The 19236-nt window shown below is 65.2% G+C and carries 17 protein-coding genes; 5 read left to right on the top strand and 12 right to left on the bottom strand.

Annotated features, from left to right (window positions below):
* Positions 1-59: 59 nt before the first annotated feature.
* Genes BMY71_RS19595 through BMY71_RS19585 form a run of 3 tightly spaced genes read right to left on the bottom strand, consistent with a single transcriptional unit; the run spans position 60 to position 2976 of the window.
* Complete coding sequence (locus tag BMY71_RS19595; RefSeq protein ID WP_092685839.1) at positions 60-1349, bottom strand: TRAP transporter large permease; 1290 nt, start codon at positions 1347-1349, stop codon at positions 60-62.
* Positions 1350-1362: 13 nt separating this feature from the next.
* Positions 1363-1917, bottom strand: a complete 555-nt coding sequence (locus BMY71_RS19590; RefSeq protein WP_092685838.1) for a TRAP transporter small permease — start codon at positions 1915-1917, stop codon at positions 1363-1365.
* 33 nt (positions 1918-1950) lie between these two features.
* Entirely contained in the window at positions 1951-2976 is a 1026-nt protein-coding gene (locus BMY71_RS19585) for a TRAP transporter substrate-binding protein (RefSeq protein ID WP_092685837.1), read from the bottom strand.
* Between the two features lie 193 nt (positions 2977-3169).
* On the opposite strand from BMY71_RS19585, the gene BMY71_RS19580 reads away from it, so the two are divergent.
* From BMY71_RS19580 to BMY71_RS19565, 4 genes are read left to right on the top strand one after another with little or no spacing between them, the layout of a single operon-like run.
* Entirely contained in the window at positions 3170-4366 is a 1197-nt protein-coding gene (locus BMY71_RS19580; protein ID WP_092685836.1) for a CaiB/BaiF CoA transferase family protein, read from the top strand.
* Entirely contained in the window at positions 4363-4863 is a 501-nt protein-coding gene (locus tag BMY71_RS19575; protein ID WP_347336031.1) for a MaoC family dehydratase, read from the top strand. The genes BMY71_RS19580 and BMY71_RS19575 overlap by 4 nt, the downstream gene beginning before the upstream one ends.
* Positions 4863-5711: an HpcH/HpaI aldolase/citrate lyase family protein gene (locus BMY71_RS19570; RefSeq protein WP_175557728.1), complete on the top strand. Its 849-nt coding sequence runs from the start codon at positions 4863-4865 to the stop codon at positions 5709-5711. Before BMY71_RS19575 ends, BMY71_RS19570 begins: the two co-directional genes overlap by 1 nt.
* A 40-nt stretch (positions 5712-5751) precedes the next feature.
* Positions 5752-6483, top strand: coding sequence for an IclR family transcriptional regulator (locus tag BMY71_RS19565; RefSeq protein ID WP_092685834.1), 732 nt, complete (start codon positions 5752-5754; stop codon positions 6481-6483).
* Between the two features lie 41 nt (positions 6484-6524).
* On the opposite strand, the gene BMY71_RS19560 is transcribed toward BMY71_RS19565, so the two are convergent.
* On the bottom strand, positions 6525-7568 hold the full coding sequence (locus tag BMY71_RS19560; RefSeq protein ID WP_092685833.1) for a GMP reductase: 1044 nt from the start codon (positions 7566-7568) through the stop codon (positions 6525-6527).
* A gap of 170 nt (positions 7569-7738) precedes the next feature.
* On the opposite strand from BMY71_RS19560, the gene BMY71_RS19555 reads away from it, so the two are divergent.
* Positions 7739-8653, top strand: a complete 915-nt coding sequence (locus BMY71_RS19555; RefSeq protein ID WP_092685832.1) for a ketopantoate reductase family protein — start codon at positions 7739-7741, stop codon at positions 8651-8653.
* A 100-nt stretch (positions 8654-8753) separates the two neighbouring features.
* Here BMY71_RS19555 and BMY71_RS19550 read toward each other — a convergent pair whose 3' ends face one another.
* The 8 genes from BMY71_RS19550 to cyoA form a co-directional block, all read right to left on the bottom strand.
* Positions 8754-12062 carry a carboxyl transferase domain-containing protein gene (locus tag BMY71_RS19550; RefSeq protein WP_092685831.1) on the bottom strand — a complete coding sequence of 1103 codons (3309 nt, stop codon included), beginning with the start codon at positions 12060-12062 and terminating at the stop codon, positions 8754-8756.
* Between the two features lie 162 nt (positions 12063-12224).
* Complete coding sequence (locus tag BMY71_RS19545; protein WP_011501026.1) at positions 12225-12758, bottom strand: response regulator transcription factor; 534 nt, start codon at positions 12756-12758, stop codon at positions 12225-12227.
* Positions 12751-14148, bottom strand: coding sequence for an ATP-binding protein (locus BMY71_RS19540; protein ID WP_092685830.1), 1398 nt, complete (start codon positions 14146-14148; stop codon positions 12751-12753). Before BMY71_RS19540 ends, BMY71_RS19545 begins: the two co-directional genes overlap by 8 nt.
* Positions 14120-14956 carry an SURF1 family protein gene (locus BMY71_RS19535; RefSeq protein WP_092685829.1) on the bottom strand — a complete coding sequence of 279 codons (837 nt, stop codon included), beginning with the start codon at positions 14954-14956 and terminating at the stop codon, positions 14120-14122. The genes BMY71_RS19540 and BMY71_RS19535 overlap by 29 nt, the downstream gene beginning before the upstream one ends.
* 17 nt (positions 14957-14973) lie before the next feature.
* Positions 14974-15366, bottom strand: a complete 393-nt coding sequence (cyoD, locus tag BMY71_RS19530; RefSeq protein ID WP_011501023.1) for a cytochrome o ubiquinol oxidase subunit IV — start codon at positions 15364-15366, stop codon at positions 14974-14976.
* Positions 15363-15992: a cytochrome o ubiquinol oxidase subunit III gene (gene cyoC / locus BMY71_RS19525; protein WP_011501022.1), complete on the bottom strand. Its 630-nt coding sequence runs from the start codon at positions 15990-15992 to the stop codon at positions 15363-15365. The genes cyoD and cyoC overlap by 4 nt, the downstream gene beginning before the upstream one ends.
* Positions 15989-17998 (bottom strand): cytochrome o ubiquinol oxidase subunit I, encoded by a 2010-nt coding sequence (gene cyoB / locus BMY71_RS19520; RefSeq protein WP_092685828.1) that lies wholly within the window; start codon positions 17996-17998, stop codon positions 15989-15991. The genes cyoC and cyoB overlap by 4 nt, the downstream gene beginning before the upstream one ends.
* A gap of 8 nt (positions 17999-18006) precedes the next feature.
* Positions 18007-19164, bottom strand: coding sequence for a ubiquinol oxidase subunit II (gene cyoA, locus BMY71_RS19515; protein ID WP_092685827.1), 1158 nt, complete (start codon positions 19162-19164; stop codon positions 18007-18009).
* Positions 19165-19236 lie beyond the last annotated feature (72 nt).

Genomic DNA, 19236 nt, shown 5'->3' with positions numbered 1-19236 from the left:
GGCGGGCTCTTTTCTTGTCCTTGGGTCTCGATCATCCTATCGCGAAAGCGGCGCGACCGTCAGTTCGCCATCTGCGATGGCAGCCACAGGATGATGCTCGGGAATGCGACCATGATCGCGATCGCGATCAGATGCGCGATGAAGTGCGGGAATGTTCCGTGGAACACCTCGGAGACCGGCCGTTTGGCGTAGCGCGCGACGATGAAGCAGTTCAACCCGACCGGCGGCGTGATCATGCCGACCTCCGCGGTGACGATCTTGATCACGCCGAACCAGATCGGATCGAAGCCCAGCGTCTTGATCAGCGGCAGCACGATCGGCACCGTCAGAACCAGGATCGCGATCTGGTCCATGAACGAGCCGAGCACGATATAGCCGCACAGGATCAGCGTGATGATCACCCAGCGCGACGTTTCCAGCGATCCGACCCAGGCCACCAGGTCCTGGGTGACATGGGTGAGCGTGAAGAAGTAGCCGAAGACCGAGGCGCCGACCAGAATCGTGACGATCATACAGGTGCCGTAGCTCGCGCTGAGCAGCGCCTTGTACAGCGAAGCGACCGTGACCTTGCGCTTCGATATCGCGAGCACCAGCGCGCCGGCGGCGCCGAGCGCAGAGGCTTCGGTCGGAGTCGCAACGCCGAGATAGATCGTGCCGGTCACGAGCGTGAACAGCGCGACCATCGGGCCGATCTGCCACAGCAGTGCGAACCGCTCACGCCATGGCACCGCCTCGACGCGCGGCGCCCGCGACGGGTCCAGCCAGACCAGAACATAGATCGTGGCCATGATCGTGGCGGTGACCAGCGCCGCCGGGATGATGCCGCCGATCAGCAACTGACCGATATTGACCTCGGCGAGCAGGCCGAAAATCACCAGCGCGACGCTCGGCGGGATCAGCATCGCCAGCGTGCCCGAAATCGCCACCACGCCGGCCGCCATTTTCGGCTCATAGCCCTGCCGGATCATCGCCGGCAGGCTGGTCGACGACAGCGTCGCGGCGGAGGCGGTGCTGGTGCCGCAGATCGCGCCGAAGCCGGCGCCGGCGAGCGCGGTCGCCATGCCGAGGCCGCCAGGAATCCGACCGACCCACGCGGACGCCGTCTTGAACAGGGCGTCGGCGACGCCCGAGAGCAGCACCAATTCGGCCATCAGCAGGAACATCGGAATGGTGATCAGTTCATAGGACGACACCGTCGACAGCGGCGCGGTCTCCAGAATGCCGAACAGCGTGCCGGGACCGCCGACCATCAGCAGGCCGATCGAGCCGGAGAACGCCATGGCGAATCCGACCGGGGTGCCGACCGCCAGTAGGGCGAACAGCAGGCCGAGAACAATAAGAGTTGTCATGATGCTCGCGCCGCTATTCGTAGGATTTGACTTCGCCGACCCCGACGAGGGGCGGCAGCGGATAGAGATTGCGGCCGGTCACCAGACTAAGCGCGTGGCCGACCAGCTGCAGCACCAGCCGCAGCACCAACACGCCGCAGCCGAGCGGCACCAGCGCCGCGGAAATCCAGGTCGGCCAGGGAATGGCGCCGGCGAGCACGTCTTTCTGTTCGAAATTCTCGACCGCGCGGTCGAAGCCGACCTTGCAGAGCAGGACGAACACGAACAGCCCGGTGAATGCCGTGACAATCTCCGCCAGTCTCCGGCCCGCCGGCGAAAAGCGCGGCACCAGAATGTCGACTCCGACATGGACGTGCTCGCGCAACGCGTCCGATAGCGTCAGGAAGAACACGCCGGCCATCAGATACAGGCCGATCAGATCGTAGGTGAAGGAGAACGGGCGATTCAGCGCGTAGCGCATGAATACGTCCGCGACCACGAGCACCATGATCACAAAGAGGAACACGACCGCGACGACCGTCAAAGCACGTTCGATCGCGGCGAGAATAGCGCCTGCCCGCTTGATCACGTTGATTCCTCCCCGCCCCGACGAGAGCGCCGGTTACTTGTTCGCGCTCGCGGCCAGCAGACTCTCGAACTCCTTGAGCGCCTCGGACGCCGGCTTGCCGCGCGCGTCGATCGCGGCCGCCCACTCCGCGCTGACGCCCTTCAGCCTGTCTTTCATCTGAGCTTTGGTCGCGTCCGGAATCGGATCGTAGGCGACGCCGGCGTCGTTCAATTGCTTTCGGGTCTGCGCCTGCTCCTTGTCGACGTCGGCGCAGACCTTCGGCTCGATCGCTTCGGAGGCCTCGTCCATCGCGGCCTTGACGTCGGCCGGCAGCTTGTTCCACGCCGCCTGGCTGATCGAATAAGCCACAATGAACGACCCGAAGCTGACGCCATCGGTGGCGTGCTTCACCAGCTTGTCGAGCCCGTAGGAGGGAATGCTGTCGGCTGGAAACAGCACGCCGTCCATCGTGCCGCGCGCCAGCGATTCATAGGCGTCCGGCGCCGACATCCGGACCGGCACCGCGCCGAGCGCGCGCAGCGTCAAGTCCTGCGCGCCGCCGGTGGTCCGCAGCTTCAGGCCCTGAATGTCACTGATGGATTCGATCTTGTTCTTCACCGTGAACACCTGATACGGCGGCAACACCACGGCCATCAGCAGCTTGATCTTGTTCGGCGCGTATTCCTTCTGGGCGAGCAAACCCTCCCGGGCGCTTTTCCAATAAGCGATCGTGCCCTGGCAGCTCGTCGAGAACGATTCCGGGAGCTGCGCCACTTCCGACAGCGGCATCTTGTCGGACGCATAGGACGGCGCGATGTAGCCGATATCGACGACACCCGACTGGGTGAGACGCAGCAGGTCCGTGGCCTTGCCCATCTGCTGATTGGGATAATAGCTGAAGGTGACCGCGCCGTTGGTCCGCTTGGTGACGTCGTCCATCCACGGCTTCAGCATCAGCCGCACCAGATAGTGCCCGGCCGGAAACGAATCGGCGACCTTCAACTCGAGCGCCTGCGCTGACGTCAGCGCCATCGTGACCGGCAGCGACAACGCCACTGACAGACCCAGGATTCTTCGCATCTTCGATCCTCCCCTTCGGCTGCCGTGGACAGCCGTTTTTCTGTTGTTGTCGCAAACGTACATATGGGTGAATTTATCTGTCAAGATTGTGAACAGATCATACGGCCATGCACCCAATGCAGCGCCAATGCGATTGACGTCTAGGAATTTGTGAATTCTAGCTGCACGTATGTGAATTATAGGGGGGACGCTCGTGGGCCCGCTTTCCGGCGTGACGATTCTCGACCTCACCTCCGTGCTGATGGGGCCCTATGCGACCCAGACCCTCGCGGACATGGGCGCCAACGTCATCAAGGTCGAAAGCCCGGACGGCGACATCGTCCGCCATATCGGCCCGGGCCGGACGCCGGGCATGGGCGGCATGTTTCTCAACACCAATCGCGGCAAGCGCAGCATCGTCATCGACCTGAAGCAGGACGAGGGTCGCGCAACCCTGCTGCGGCTCGCCGCGACAGCCAACGTCGTGATCTACAACGTGCGGCCCCAGGCGATGGCGCGCCTCGGGCTCGGCTATGAGCAGCTCGCCGCCGCCAACCCGTCGATCATCTATGTCGGCGTGTTCGGCTATGGCCAGAACGGGCCTTATGCGGCGAAGCCGGCCTATGACGATCTGATCCAGGGCGCCGCCGGCGTCCCGACCCTGCTCGCCGCCGCGGGCGACGGCACGCCGCGCTACGTCCCGATCACCATTGCCGACCGCATCGTCGGACTGATGGCGGTGAACGCCACTCTCGGCGGGCTGATGCATCAGCAACGCACCGGCCAGGGCCAGCGCATCGACGTTCCGATGTTCGAGTCGATGGCCGAGTTCGTCCTGGTCGATCATCTCGGCGGCCTGACCTACGATCCGCCGCTCGACCACGGCGGCTATGCCCGGCTGTTGTCGCGCTATCGCAAGCCGTACAAGACCAGCGACGGCTATCTGTGCGTGCTGATCTACAACGACAAACAATGGCGCAGCTTCTTCGAGGCGATCGACCGAAACGACTTTCTGGCGCAGCCGCGCTTCGCCAATCACGCTGCGCGGACCCAGCACATCGACGAAATCTACGAAGAGATCGGCGGCATCTTCCTGACCCGCACCACCGCGGATTGGCGCGAACTGCTGGAACGCGCCGACATTCCGGTGATGCCGATGCACACGATGGAATCGATTCTCGAGGACCCGCACCTCGACGCGGTCGGCTTCTTCAAGACGCTCGACCATCCGGTCGAAGGGCGGATTCGGCAGACGCAGGTGGCCTCGACCTGGAGCGTCACCCAGCCACAGGCGGGCGGCCCCGCGCCCACGCTCGGCGAACACGCCCGCGACATCCTCGGCGAAGCCGGCTTCTCGACCGACGAGATCGAGCGCCTCGGCCGGACCAAGGCGGTGCATCTGCCGGGCTGAGCGCCGGTTCGGACACGGATCAAGACAACAGGGAGACCACGACCATGGCGGGACTTTACTTCGAGGATTTCGAGGTCGGCCAGGAATTCAAGCACGCGCTGACCCGCACCGTCACCGAGATGGACAACACCATGTTCAGCCTGCTGACGCTGAACCCGCAGCCGCTGCATATCGACGCGCATTTCGCGGCGCAGACCGAATTCGGCCAGCGGATTTTCAACAGCCTGTACACGCTCGGCATCATGATCGGCATGACCGTGTATGATACGACCCTCGGCACCACCGTGGCCAATCTCGGCATGACCGACGTCACCTTTCCGAAGCCGGTGTTCCATGGCGACACGTTGCGCGCGACGACCAAGGTGCTGTCGATGCGCCCGTCGAAATCCCGCCCGACAGCGGGGATTGTCGAATTCGAGCACCACGCGCTCAATCAGAACAACGAGATCGTCGGACAATGTCGCCGCATGGCGTTGATGCACAAAAGGCCGGTTTGATGCGCTCGATGCTGTTCGTGCCGGGCGACAGCCCGCGCAAATTCGAAAAGGCGTCGCAAGGCGCTGCCGACGCCCTGATCATCGATCTGGAGGACTCGGTCGTCGCCGACCGGAAGGACGAAGCGCGCGGGATGACGCGGACCATGCTGGACGCGCCGCGCGGCAAGCCGCAGCTCTACGTCCGCGTCAACGCGCTCGACACCGGCCGCACGCTCGGCGACCTCGCCGCGGTGATGCCGGCGCGGCCTGACGGCATCGTGCTGCCGAAATCGCGCGGCGGCGACGATGTCCGGATGGTGGCGCTGTGGCTCGACGCCTTCGAGGCGGCGGCGGGTCTCACGCCGGGATCGACCCGCATCGTCGTGGTCGCCACCGAGACCGCCGGCTCGATCTTCGGGCTCGGCAGCTACAAGGATTGTTCGCCGCGGCTCGCCGGGCTGATGTGGGGCGCGGAAGACCTCGCGGCGTCGCTCGGCGCGACCGAGAACGGCAGCGGCGGCGTGTTTCATAGTCCGTACCGGCTGGCGCGCGATCTGTGCCTGATGGGCGCCGCGGCGGCCGAGGTCTCCGCGATCGATACGGTCTACACCGACATCGACAACCTCGCCGGGCTGGAGCAGGAAACCCGCGCGGCGCGGCGCGACGGTTTCACCTGCAAGGCGCTGATCCACCCCAAGCACGTCGACATCGTCAACGCCGCCTTCGCGCCGACCGCGGCTGAGCGCGGCTGGGCCGAGAAGGTCGTGGCGGCGTTTGCGGAGAATCCGGGCGCCGGCACATTGCGCCTCGACGGAAAGATGCTTGACAAGCCGCATCTGAGAGCGGCGCAGAGGATCCTCGGAACATGAACAGTCGGTGGCCGACCGGCCGCCCGGAGCGGGACTCCCGATGATCGTTCGCCAGGCCGCCAATGTGCTGGAGATTCTCGAGTACTTCGCGCGGGTGAAGAAACCCGCGACGCTGGCGGAGATCGCCGACCATTTCGGCTGGCCGCGCTCCTCCACCTTCAACCTGCTGACCACGCTGGCGGACAAGGGCTATCTCTACGAGCCGCGTCCGCGCGCCGGCTACTACCCTACGCCGCGCTGGCTGGTGCTCGCCCGCGAAGTCTCCGAGGTCGAGCCGCTGCCGGCCTGGAGCCGCGCGCTGATCACCAGCCTGTCTTCCGAAACCGGCGAAACCGTCGCCATTGCCGCGCCGGCCGGAGTGATGGCGGTCTTCATCGACGTGATCGAGTCCAGCGCGGCGATCCGCTATTTTGCGCACATCGGGCACCGCGTTCCGATCCACGCGACCTCGAGCGGCCGCGCGCTGCTGCTGCAATATTCGCAGGATGAGCGCGACTCGCTGTATCGCAAGATCGAATTCAAACAGTACAACCCCTCGACGCCGATCAGCATCGACGCGGTCGAGGCCGAATTGAGCAAGTCGGTCGAGCGCGGCTATTGCCAGAGTTTCGCCGACTACAGCCGCGACCTCGCCGGCGTCGCGGTGCCGCTTCCGATCGGCGAGCGGCGGCTGTCGGTGGTGGTCGCCGGACCGGAATTCCGCATCGGCGATCGGACCGCAGAGATTGCCGCGACGCTGAAGCAATCCGTCGAACGATTTCGCGGCAAGTAAGCCTCTTTCGCGGCAAGTAAGCCTCGGCGCGAGCCAGCTAGCTAGCGATCGAACACCGTGTTGCGCTGGGCGTTGACCAGAATGAAGGTGGTCCGCTTCGGGATTTCCTTGAGGTTTTCCGCACCCATATAGGTCATGGCGGACCGCAGCCCGCCCGCGATTGTCTCGACGGTCGCCCGCACCTCGCCGCGATACGGCACCTCGACGGTCTTGCCTTCCGCCGCACGATAGTCGGCGACGCCGCCGTGGTACTTGTTCATCGCCGTCTCCGACGACATGCCGTAGAACACCATGCTCTTCGGCACCTGCTTGCCGCCCTCCTCGACATATCGCAGCTCGCCGCCGCATTCGGCGTGGCCGGCGAGCATCCCGCCGAGCATGACGAAATCCGCGCCGCCGCCATAGGCCTTGGCGATATCACCCGGAACGGTGCAGCCGCCATCCGAGCAGACGTGACCTTTCAGCCCGTGCGCGGCGTCGGCGCATTCGATCACCGCCGAAAGTTGCGGATAACCGACGCCGGTCAGGTCGCGCGTAGTGCAGACCGAGCCCGAGCCGATTCCGACGCGAACGATATCGGCGCCGGCGATCACCAGCGCCTCGGTCATCTCCGCGGTCACCACCGTGCCGGCCATGATGATGGCGTCGGGATTCTCCTCGCGCAGCTTCGATACCGCGCGCACGAAGTTCTCAGTGTAGCCGTTGGCGACGTCGATGTTCAGCATCGGCACCTTGATCTGCTTCTTGACGGCGGCGAGGCGATCCCAATCACTGGCTCCGGTGCCGACGGTGAGAAACACGTTCGGATTGGCGTGACCGTCGAGGTACTTCGCCAGCCGGTCCGGATCGTAGAATTTGTGTAACGCGACCAGCGCGCCGAACGGCCGGAACGCATCGGCCATCTCGAGGGTCCCGATCGTATCCATATTGGACGCGATCAGCGGAAAGCCGGTCCATTCCTGGCTGGAGTGACGGAAGCCGAACGTGCGGCTGATATTGGCTTCGAACCGCGACGCCAGCACCGATCGTTTCGGCCGGATCAGAACGTCGCGAAAATCCAGTTTCGGGTTCAAATCGATATGCACGTACGGGTCCTCGGTTTGGTCGGCAGACCACTATAGGAAGCATTGGTTGCGCATTGGTTGGCGGCCGTCACTTCGCAAATCGTCGCCTGCGCCGGAGGCCAAAGCGGTTGCGGCGGTAGCCCAAGCGCGTCAGAACGATCGCAATCAAGCACACGAAGGGAGAGCGGGATATGAAGGTTGCGGTGATGGGCGCGGGAGCGGTCGGGTGCTATTTCGGTGCGCTGCTGGCGCAAGCGGGGCACGACGTCACGTTGATCGGCCGACCGAACCACGTCGCCGCGATCAACGCCGACGGCCTGCTGCTCGAAACGCGGAACGGCAAGACCTTCATTCCGCTGCGGGCGGCGACCGATCCGGCATCGCTCGATCCGCCGGATCTGGTGCTGTTCTGCGTCAAGTCGGCCGACACCGAGGCGGCCGGCGCCGCGCTCGCGCCCCGGCTGCGGCCGGACACCGCGATCCTCAGCCTGCAGAACGGCGTCGACAATGCGCAGCGGCTGTCGGCGGCGATCGATCACCCGGTGATCGCGGCGGTGGTCTATGTCGGCACCGAGATGGCCGGCCCCGGCCATGTCCGGCATCACGGCCGCGGCGAATTGCTGATCGGCGCCTCGCCCCGCAGCGAAGCCCTCGCCGAAGAGCTGACGGACGCGAAGATTCCCACCGCCATCGCCGCCGATATCGATCAGGCGCTGTGGTCGAAGCTGCTGATGAACTGCGCCTATAACGCGCTGTCGGCGGTCGCCGATATTGCGTATGGACCGATCTTCGAGGTTGAGGGCGCCCGCGATGTCGTCGTCAGCGTCATCACCGAATGCGCCGCCGTCGCGCGCGCCAGCGGCGTGGTGATTCCGAACGACATGCTGGAGACGGCGTTGGCGCTGCCGGCGTCGATGCCGAACCAGAAATCATCGACCGCGCAGGATCTCGCCCGCGGCAAGCCGAGCGAAATCGATTTTCTCAACGGCGCGGTCGTGCGCAAGGGCGCCGCGCTCGGCATCCCGACTCCGACCAATCAGGCGCTGCAGGTGATGGTGAAACTCGCCGAGCGCAGCCGCGGCATTGGCCGGTACGACGCGAACTGAGCTTTTACATCGACGCGTGTCAGCGCGTCGTGCAGGCGCGGCACGGGTTCAGGCCCCGACCACGATCGGCCTGCGACAAGCATGGAAAGGCGTCGGCCAACTACCAGGCGTCGATGCAGGGCCGCTTGCGCCCGTCGCGTTGAGGCGGCGTCGGCACCGAGCGCAGGCCGGCCATGATCCAGCGCCGCGTCTCCGCCGGATCGATCACATTGTCGATTTCGAGCACCGACGCGATCGAGACCGCCTTGCCGTTGGCATACATCTCGGCGACCTTGTTCTTGTAGTACGTCTCGCGCTCGACCGGATCGGCGATCGCCTCCATCTCCTTGCGGAAGCCGAGACGGACATAGCCTTCGAGCCCCATGCCGCCGAACTCGCCGGTCGGCCAGGCCGCGGTGAAGAACGAGGCGTGGAAACCGCCGCCGAGCATCGATTGCGCGCCGAGGCCGTAGCCCTTGCGCAGCACGATGCCGAACAGCGGCACGGTGAGACTGGCGCCGGTGACGAACATCCGCGCGACATGGCGAACGATCGCGGTCTTCTCCGCCTCCGGCCCGACCATGAAACCGGGCGTATCGCACAACGACACGATCGGAATGTCGAAGGCGTCGCACAATTGCAGAAAGCGCGCCGCCTTGTCGCCGGCGTCGGCGTCGATCGCGCCGCCGAGATGCTTCGGATTGTTGGCGATCAAGCCGAACGGCTTGCCTTCGATGCGGATGAAGGCGGTGATCATCCCGACGCCGAAATCGCGGCGCAGCTCGAGCACCGATCCTTCGTCGGCGATCAGATCGATGACGTGACGGATATCGTAGACCCGCAGCCGGTTCTCCGGGATCGCACGCCGCAGCAGCCGCTGATCGCTCGCCCGCCATTCGGACACCGCGCCCTGGAAGTAGGACAGATATTTCTGCGCGACCCGCGTCGCCTCCTCCTCGTCCTCGACCAGGATATCGACCACGCCGTTCGGCGACTGGAACGAGACAGGACCGACTTCGGCGGGGTGATACACGCCGAGCCCGCCGCCCTCGATCATCGCCGGCCCGCCCATGCCGATCGAGGCGTTCTGCGTGGCGATGATCACGTCGCAGCAGCCGAGCATCGCGGCATTGCCGGCGAAGCAATAGCCGGAGACCACGCCGACCACCGGCACCAGACCCGAAAGCCTGGCGAACTGCACGAAGGACGGGCCGTCGAGACCGGTGAGACCGAGCCGGTCGGTGTCGCCGGGACGGCCGCCGCCGCCCTCTGCGTAGAACACCAGCGGGATTCGCCACTGCTCGACCAGCGTCAGCATCCGGTCGATCTTCTTGTGGTTCATGTGGCCCTGGGTGCCGGCCAGCACCGTGTAGTCGTAGGCGATCACCATGCAGCGCGCGCCGTGCTCGCCGAACTGCCCGGCATTGACGGTGGCGACGCCGGCGATCAGGCCGTCGGCCGGCGTATTCTTGATCAGGTCGTCGAGCGACCGGCGGCGGCGCTGGGCCGCGATCGCCAGGCTGCCATATTCCATGAACGAGCCGTCATCGACGAGCTGGGCGATGTTTTCGCGCGCGGTGCGCTGATTGGTCTTGCGGCGGCGCTCGACCGCGTCGGGGCGGCTGTCGTCGCTGGTGTTGCCCTGTCGCGCCAGCATCTCGGCAAGATCCGGACGAATCTCGTCGAGATCGACCTCGTCTTCCTCGGCGAGCTGATCGCCTTCGATGTCCTGCGGCTCGAGATAGAGGATCGCCTCGCCCTGCATCAGCGTCACGCCGTCGGCGGTGACGATGCGCCGGATGCGGCCGCCCTGCTCGGCGATGACGAGATGCTCCATCTTCATCGATTCGAGCACCGCGAGCTGCTGCCCCGGCCGAACCACATCACCTTCCGCGACCGTGATCGCAACCACCGTCCCCTGCAGCGGCGCGGTGATCGCGACCGCGCCGTCCGGCGCCGCGTCGATCTTCGCCGATGCAGCGCCTTGGTGCGCCGTCGCGCCGGGCGTGGCGATCAGCGGACCCGCGAAGCCTTGCGCCGCACCGACCAGCTCGGCGACGTTGCGGTCGATGAAGCCGGTGCTGACCCGGTTGGCCTTGAAGTCGGCATGGGCCAGGATCGCCTGGATGAACGGGATATTAGTCCCGACGCCATCGATCCGGAATTCGCGCAAGGCGCGCGCGGCCTTGGCGACGACATCCGGCCATTGCGACGGGGTGTGAACGATCACCTTGGCGAGCAAAGAGTCGAACGCCGCGCTGGTTTTGTAGCCGGCATAGCCGAACGTATCGACGCGCACGCCCGGTCCCGATGGCGGCTCGAAGATCGCCAGCGTGCCGCCGGTCGGTTTGGTGGCGCCGCTTTCGTCCATTGTTTCCATGTTGATGCGGAGCTGCATCGCAAAGCCGCGCGGGCGCGGCACAGCAGCCTGATCGAGGCCGAGCGAGGCCAGCGTCGCGCCGCCCGCCACAGCAAGCTGAGATCGCACCAGATCGATCGACAGCACTTCCTCGGTCACGGTGTGCTCGACCTGCAGCCGCGGATTGGCTTCGATGAAGGCGAACGCGCCGTCGCTTTCGCCTGCTTCGCCATCGACCAGAAACTCGAAGGTGCCGAGGCTGTCGTAGTTCGCCGCCGCCGCGAGCGCCTTCGCGGCCGCGACGATCCGCCCGCGCAGGCTGTCGCTGAGCGACGGGCTCGGGGCGATCTCGATCAGCTTCTGATTGCGGCGCTGGATCGTGCATTCGCGCTCCCAGAGCTGGCTGATGCCGCCATGCCGGTCGCCGATGATCTGCACTTCGATATGCCGGGCATTGCGGATCAGCCGCTCGGCGTAGACCCCGTCGCTGCCGAACGCCGCCTTGGCCTCGGACTGGCAACGCGCATAGGCCTCTTCCAGATCGTCCGCGCGTTCGACGATGCGCATACCGCGGCCGCCGCCGCCGGCCATCGCCTTGATCATCACCGCGGCGGCGTCGCCGAGCGATGCGAAGAACGCCTTGACGTCCTGCAGTGTCGAAGGCCCCGTGGTGCCGGCAATGATCGGGACACCGCAGCGCTTCGCCAACTCCTTGGCCGCGACCTTGTCGCCGAACAATCGCAACGCCTCCGGCGATGGCCCGACGAAGGTGATGCCTTCTTCGGCGCAGCGCCGTGCCAGATCAGCGTTCTCGCTGAGAAAGCCGTAGCCCGGATGCAGGGCGTCGCAATGCGCCGCCTTGGCGGCGGCGATCACGCCTTCGATGTCGAGATAGGCCCGCGCGCCGCGCCCGGGAATCTCCCGCGCCTCGTCGGCGATCCGCAGATGCAGCGACGCGGAATCGTCGGCGGGATAAATCGCCACGGTGGCGAGCCCGGCGTCGGCGGCGGCGCGCGCGATGCGGATCGCGATCTCGCCCCGATTGGCGATCAGCAATTTGCGAAACGGCATTCAAATTCCTCGTCACGATAATTGCGCAAAATGCCGCTGTTCCACCGCGACCGCCCGAACAAAGGCCAGCAATTGGCGGCTTGTCAATCATCGACGTCGAGGCGCGCGACGGCGCGGCTCCGCGGCCGCGAACTGGCGACGCGCCGCCACATCAGCAACCGGCTATCTGACTTGCCGCTTCTCGAGTTTGCGCGCCAAAGTCCTGCGGTGCATCCCGAGACGCCGCGCGGCTTCGGAAATGTTGAACTCACTGTCGATCAGCGTCTGATGGATGCGTTCCCATTCCAGCGTCTTGAACGAGGTCGGCTGGCTCCCCAGCGCGATGTCGGCATTGCCTTCCGCCTTGCGGAATGCCGCCTCGATGTCGTCGGTGTTCGACGGCTTGGCGAGATAGTGACACGCGCCGAGCTTGATCGCCTCCACCGCGGTGGCGATGCTCGCAAAGCCAGTCAGCACCACGATCAGCATTTCCGGGTCCTGCGCGTGCAGCAGCTCGACGCAAGCGAGCCCCGATGCGATGCCGAGCTTGAGATCGACCACGGCGTAGCCGAACGAGCGTTCGTCCAGCGCGTCGCGCACGTCTTCGATGGTGGAGGCGTGCACGACCTCGTAGCCGCGGCGCTCGAACGAGCGCTTCAGCGTGCGGGCGAATCCGGCGTCGTCCTCGACGACGATCAGCGAGCGTTCCTCAGTCAAAGTCGTCTCCGATCGCGAGCGTCTTCAGCGGCAACACCAGCTTGACCTTGGCGCCGCGGTTGTGAAGATTCTCGGCTGTCATCGAACCGCCGAGCTTGCGCACCACGTTCATCACCAGGAACAGGCCGAGACCGCCGCCGACCCGCCCCTTGCTGGATTGATAAGGCTTGCCGATCTGCGTCAGCATGTCCTTCGAAAAGCCCGGCCCGCGATCGATGATCGACAGCACCAGATCGTCGCCGTCGCGTTCTGCGACCAGTTCGATCCAGTGGCGCGAGACCTCGAAGGCGTTGTCGAGAACGTTGAAGATCGCCTGTTTCAGCGTCACGTCCGAGACGATCGGCAGATCCTCTCCGAACACGTTGACGACGTGTAACGTGGTCTTGCAGCGCGCGTTCCGCCATTCCTCGGCGATCGCGGACAGGAATTCGGCCACCGTGGTCGGCGACGAGCCCTCGCCGCGCGCTTCGCCGGCGGAGACCAGAATTCCGGTCACGATCGACTGACACCGCTTCAGCGAGGTCTCCATTTCGGTGAGATCCTCGGCGAGTTCGCTGTTCTCCGTCAGCGCGGGCATCCGTCGCCAATCGCTGAGAATGACGGAGACCGACGCCAGCGGCGTGCCGAGTTCGTGCGCCGCGCCGGACGCCAGCAGGCCCATTCGCACGATGTGATCCTGTTCCGCCGCATGCTGGCGCAGCGCCGCCAGATGCGCGTCGCGTTCGCGCAGATTGCGATGGATGCGGGTGACGAACACCACCAGCAGAACGGCATTCAGCGCGAAGCCGATCAGCATTCCGGCGACGGTCAGATTGACCGGATCGCCGGCGGCTTGCGGCAACACCAGCGGCCGCGACGCCCCGGTGAGCCAGATGAACGCCGCGAACACGACCGCAACCAGCGACCAGCTCGCCCGGCTGTCGAGCAACACGGCGCCGAGCGTCACCTGCAGCAGATACAAGGACGTGAACGGATTGGTGATGCCGCCGCTGAGATAGAGCTGGGCGGTGAGCGCGACGACATCGAGGATCAGCGCGATCAGCAGGTCGCGATTGCTGACCGCCACGCGATACCGCATCCACGCCAGGCTGCCGATATTGAGCGCAATCAGCCCGAGCACGACCGCGCCCATCGGCACGACCGGCAGCGGAGCGCCGAGCCACAAATGGACTGCGCCGATGGTGACGATCTGACCGATCACCGCGGTCCAGCGGAGCTGGATCAGCAGCGACATGTTCTTGCGGTCGGTCGCGTCGTCGGCAGGTGACGACGCTGCCGGCGAAAGCGTCACATCGTCGCCGAGGCGCGGCCGCACGCGCGCCGGCGCGATTTTGTCCTGCAAAGTCGCGGTGGCCTTGTCGTCAGCGATGCTCGGCGATCGGTCCAGCATGTGACCCCGTTGGGAGGGCGGAACGCACCTCTTGACCCGGTCCGCGGCCGGCGCGTGCGCGCCGGAAAAATCCGCTCCCGAAGGCAACAACAAGCCAGCCGAACAGCATAAAAGCCAGGCAAAACCACGTGAGCGCATAGACCAGGTGGTTATTGGGGAACCGCACCACCGTCAGGCCGCCGATCGGCTGCCCGGGCGCATTGAGCGAAGCATCCGCATCAATGAAAAAGGGTGCGACACTTTCGACGCTGCGCGCGGCCGCGATGGCGGCGACGTCGCGCGAGTACCAGCGATCGCCGGCCGGATCATTGTGCCGAAGAAAGCCGCCGCCTGGCTCCGTCACGCGCAACAGGCCGGTGATCGCGATCTCTCCCGCAGGCTCACGCGCGCTGCGGGTCGCACGATCGCGCTGGTCCGGCGGAACGAAACCGCGATTGATCAGCACCGTGGCGCCGTCTTCGGTTCGCAGCGGCGTGATCACCCAAGAGCCGCCGCCGGCGTCGGTGACGGCTTTCACCAGCGTCTCCCGATCGTGCAAGAATCGGCCGCTGGCGGTCACGCGCCGGTATTCGTCGCGGGCTGCAGTCACCTCGGGCCAGGATGCGGCTGGAGGCAGCGGCACAGGCACCGCATCAGCGCGCTGCTCGACCCGATCGATCAGCGCCAGTTTCCAGGCCCGCCGTTCGATCTGCCAGATGCCGAGCGCGATCAATCCGAACACGCCGGCGACGGCCGGGATCGTGAGCCATAGCGAGGGCCGGCGCGCCGATGGGCGGGCGCCGTTCGCCGGATCGCTGTCGGGGGTCACGATCGCGGCCCTCCTCCTCACCGCCGGATCATGTCGTGGGCCGGCATCATGTTGGTGGTGAGATGGTGCATCACCCACAGCGAGCCCGCCAGCGCGATCACCACCATGACGATGGTGAAGATCAGCGCCATCATCGTCCAGCCTTCTTCTGCCGCGGTGGTCATGTGCAGGAAATAGATCATGTGCACGACGATCTGCACCGCCGCGAACGCCATGATCACCAGCCCGGTCGCCTGCTTGTTGCCGAGCACGTCGCCCATCACCAGCCAGAACGGGATGGCGGTGAGCACCACCGACAATCCGAAGCCGATCAGGTAGCTCTTCAGCGTCCCATGATTATGGGCAGCCACGTGGGCTTCATGGCCGTGGTCGTGGCCGTGCGCGTCGACGGGGGGAGAATTGAGGGTCATCGCAACGTTCCCAACAGATAGACGAAGGTGAAGACGCCGATCCACACCACGTCGAGGAAGTGCCAGAACATGCTGAGGCACATCAGCCTCCGGCGATTGGCCTCGATCAGCCCGGTCCGCGCCACCTGCACCATCAGCGTCACCAGCCAGACGATGCCGAAAGTGACGTGCAGACCGTGGGTGCCGACCAGCGTGAAGAAGGACGACAGGAATGCGCTGCGCTGCGGCGTCGCCCCTTCATGGATCATGTGGGCGAATTCATAGAGCTCGATCCCGAGGAACGCGAGGCCGAACAGCCCGGTGATCCCGAGCCAGAGCTGGGTGGCGCCGACCCGCGCCCTCGCCATCTCCAGCATGGCGAAGCCGTAGGTGATCGACGACAGCAGCAGCATCGCGGTGTTGACCGCGACCAGCTTCAGATCGAACAGATCCTTCGGCGCCGGACCGGCGGCATAGTTGGCGCCGAGCACGCCGTAGGTGGCGAACAGGATCGCGAAGATGAGGCAATCGCTCATCAGATAGAGCCAGAAGCCGAGCATCGTGCTCGCGCCTTCGGGATGGGCGTGCTCGTCGACGACGTGGAACACCGGCTCGGCGGTCTGTGGAGTGGCGACGGCGACGCTCATGGTCGGGCTCCCGCGGCGAGCAGACGGGTTCGCTCGTCTTCGACGCGAACGACCTCGTCGGCAGGGATGTGGTAGTCGCGGTGATAGTTGAAGGTGTGCCCGATCGCGACGGCGAGCAGCGCGATGAACGACAGCGCCGCCAGCCACCAGATGTACCAGATCAGCCCGAACGACATCACCGTACTGAGCCCGGCGAGAATGACGCCGGTCCCGGTGTTGCTCGGCATGTGAATCGGCTTGAATCCGCCGAGAGGACGGCTGTAGCCGTGTTTCTTCATGTCCCACCACGCGTCGGCGTCGCGCACCATCGGCGTGAAGGCGAAGTTGTAGTCGGGCGGCGGCGACGACGTCGCCCATTCCAGCGTGCGCCCGTTCCACGGATCCCCGGTGACGTCGCGTAGCTGTTCGCGGCGCATGACGCTGACCGCGATCTGGATCAGGAAGGCGACGATTCCGATCAGGACCAGGAACGCCCCGAAAGCCGCGATGGCGAACCAGATCTGATAGCTCGGATCATCGAACACCCGCAGCCGTCGGGTGACGCCCATCAGGCCGAGGACGTAGAGCGGCATGAACGCGAAGTAGAAACCGACCACCCAGCACCAGAACGAGACCTTGCCCCAGAACACGTCGAGCTTGAAGCCGAACGCCTTCGGAAACCAGTAGGCGATGCCGGCGAACGCGCCGAACACCACCCCGCCGATGATCACGTTGTGGAAATGCGCGACCAGGAACAGGCTGTTGTGCAGCACGAAGTCGGCCGGCGGCACCGCGAGCAGCACGCCGGTCATGCCGCCGATCACGAAGGTCAGCATGAACGCGACCGTCCACATCATCGGCAAATCGTAGCGGATGCGGCCGCGATACATCGTGAACAGCCAGTTGAACATCTTCGCGCCCGTCGGGATCGAGATGATCATCGTGGTGATGCCGAAGAACGAGTTGACGCTGGCGCCCGACCCCATCGTGAAGAAGTGATGCAACCAGACCAGATACGACAGGATGGTGATGACGACCGTGGCGTAGACCATCGAGGTGTAGCCGAACAGCCGCTTGCCCGAGAACGTCGCGGCCACTTCGGAGAAGATGCCGAACGCCGGCAGAATCAGGATGTAGACCTCCGGATGGCCCCAGATCCAGATCAGGTTCACGTACATCATCGGGTTGCCGCCGAAGTCGTTCGTGAAGAAGTTGGTGCCGACATAACGATCCAGCGTCAGCAGCGCCAGCACGGCGGTCAGCACCGGAAACGAGGCGACGATCAGGACGTTGGTGCAGAGCGACGTCCAGGTGAAGATCGGCATCCGCATCATCGTCATGCCGGGCGCCCGCAGCTTGACGATGGTGCAGATCAGGTTGACGCCGGACAGCAGCGTCCCGACGCCGGCGACCTGCAGCGACCATATGTAATAGTCGACGCCGACGTCCGGACTGTAGCCGATATTCGACAGCGGCGGATAAGCCAGCCAGCCGGTGCGCGCGAATTCGCCGACGAACAGCGAGATCATCACCAGCACGGCGCCGGCCGTGGTCATCCAGAAGCTGAAATTGTTGAGGAACGGGAACGACACGTCGCGCGCGCCGATCTGCAGCGGCACGACATAGTTCATCAGGCCGGTGACCATCGGCATCGCCACGAAGAAGATCATGATCACGCCGTGGGCGGTGAAGATCTGGTCGTAGTGATGGGCGTTGAGGTAGCCCTCGGAGCCGTTGAACGCCATCGCCTGCTGGATGCGCATCATGATGGCGTCGGCGAAGCCGCGCAGCAGCATGACGACGCCGAGGATCATGTACATGATGCCGATGCGCTTGTGGTCGACGGTGGTGAACCACTCGCGCCACAGATAGCCCCACAGCTTGAAGTAGGTGATGCCCGCGGCGACGGCGGCGCCGCCGAGTGCGGTGCCGATGAAGGCGAGCACCACGATCGGTTCGTGCAACGGCAGCGACTCCAGCGACAGCCGGCCGAAGATCGCTTTGACGATATCAGGATTGGTGAACATGCGATCCCTCAGGAGTCGGACTTCGACGTCGCGCCGAGCCGCAGGGAGGTGGACGACCCGGGCGGCGTGAATAGCGACGGACGCTTCAGCCCGGCGCCGAGCAGCGGCGTGCTTTCCCGGACCTGAGCGGTGATGCGGCCCTGCGGCTCGGCGATCGTGCAGGTTCCGGCGACGAAGGCCGGCTGCGGCCCCAGCGCCGTGCCGCGACGGGCGTATTTGTCGTAAGCAATCGGCAGCGTGTTGTTCAGGCCGGCGAGACCGAGACCGCCTCTGGCGTCGATCGCCATCATCTCGCTCATGCACATCTTGCCGGGATCGACGCACATGTTGAGGATCGCGCGGTAGAGATCGCTATCGACCGAGCCGAAGCCGCGCGCCGGCTCATTGCTGCTGGGGCGCTCGAGCGCGAGATATTCGGTGCGGCCGAGCGAATTGCCGCTCGCCTTGGTGCGCGCGACCCATTGCTCGAAGCCTGCGTCGTCGACGCCGTGGAACGCGAACTGCATTCCGGAGAAGCCGGCGCCGCTGTAGTTCGCCGAGAAGCCTTTGTACTTGCCGGCGTGGTTGACCACCGCATGCAGCTTGGTTTCCATCCCCGGCATCGCGTAGATCTGGCCGGCGAGCGCGGGGATGTAGAACGAGTTCATCACCGACGACGCGGTGATCCGGAAGTTGATTGGACGATCGACCGGCGCGGCGAGCTCATTCAGCGAGGCGATGCCGTATTCGGGATAGATGAACAGCCATTTCCAATCGAGCGCGACGACGTTGACCTCGAGCGGCGTCTTGGCCCGGTCGATCGGGCGGTCGGCGGCGATCCGGTCGAGCGAACGATACGGATCGAGCAGGTGCGTGCCCATCCAGGTGATCGCCCCCAGGCAGATGATGATCGCCAGCGGCGCCGACCAGATCACCAGTTCGAGGCCGGTCGAATGGTCCCAGTCCGGGTCGTAGCGCGCCGCTTCATTCGAGTGGCGGTAGCGCCAGGCGAACCAGACCGTGAGCGCCATCACCGGCAGAACGATCAGGAGCATCAGCACGGTCGAAATCACGATCAGGTCGCGCTGCTGCGCCGCCACGTCGCCGGCCGGCGCCAGCACGACAAAGTCGCAGCCGCCCAACAGAACGGCCAATGGTAGCAATGCCAGGATTTTGAACCGTGACAACGTTTCGCCCTTTGAGAATGAGAATACCTCGCAACACCGACCTAGCTGCGGCGCAGCAATCGGGACATTGGA

This window comes from Rhodopseudomonas pseudopalustris (assembly GCF_900110435.1).
GTDB classification, from domain to species: domain Bacteria; phylum Pseudomonadota; class Alphaproteobacteria; order Rhizobiales; family Xanthobacteraceae; genus Rhodopseudomonas; species Rhodopseudomonas pseudopalustris.
Note: the sequence above shows the minus strand (reverse complement) of the source record. Positions and strands in the feature narration are given on the sequence as shown.